This window comes from Pseudomonas sp. SDT291_1_S447, assembly GCF_054070155.1.
Genome location: NZ_JBSVXS010000497.1, coordinates 1 through 209, shown reverse-complemented (window position 1 = coordinate 209; position 209 = coordinate 1). Strand labels below are relative to the sequence as shown.

Sequence of the window (209 nt, the reverse complement as noted above, 5' to 3'; positions counted from 1 at the left end):
AGACCAGCATGGCGATGGTTTGCAGCAACAGCGACACGCCAATCCCGCTGATCAGGGGCGCCAGGCGCGGAGCATGGCGCAGGCGGCGATAGGCGACGCGTTCAATGACCACCGCGAGTACCGCGCAAAACGCCATGGCCACCACGGTTGCACAGAGCAGCACCAGTACTGGCGGCAGTTCTGGAAAGGTCGCCTGCAACAGGCGAACC

At 64.1% G+C, this 209-nt stretch carries 1 pseudogene; it reads right to left on the bottom strand.

Annotated features, from left to right (window positions below):
• A pseudogene (locus ACW9IR_RS30530) lies at positions 1-209 on the bottom strand (branched-chain amino acid ABC transporter permease); the annotation flags it as partial.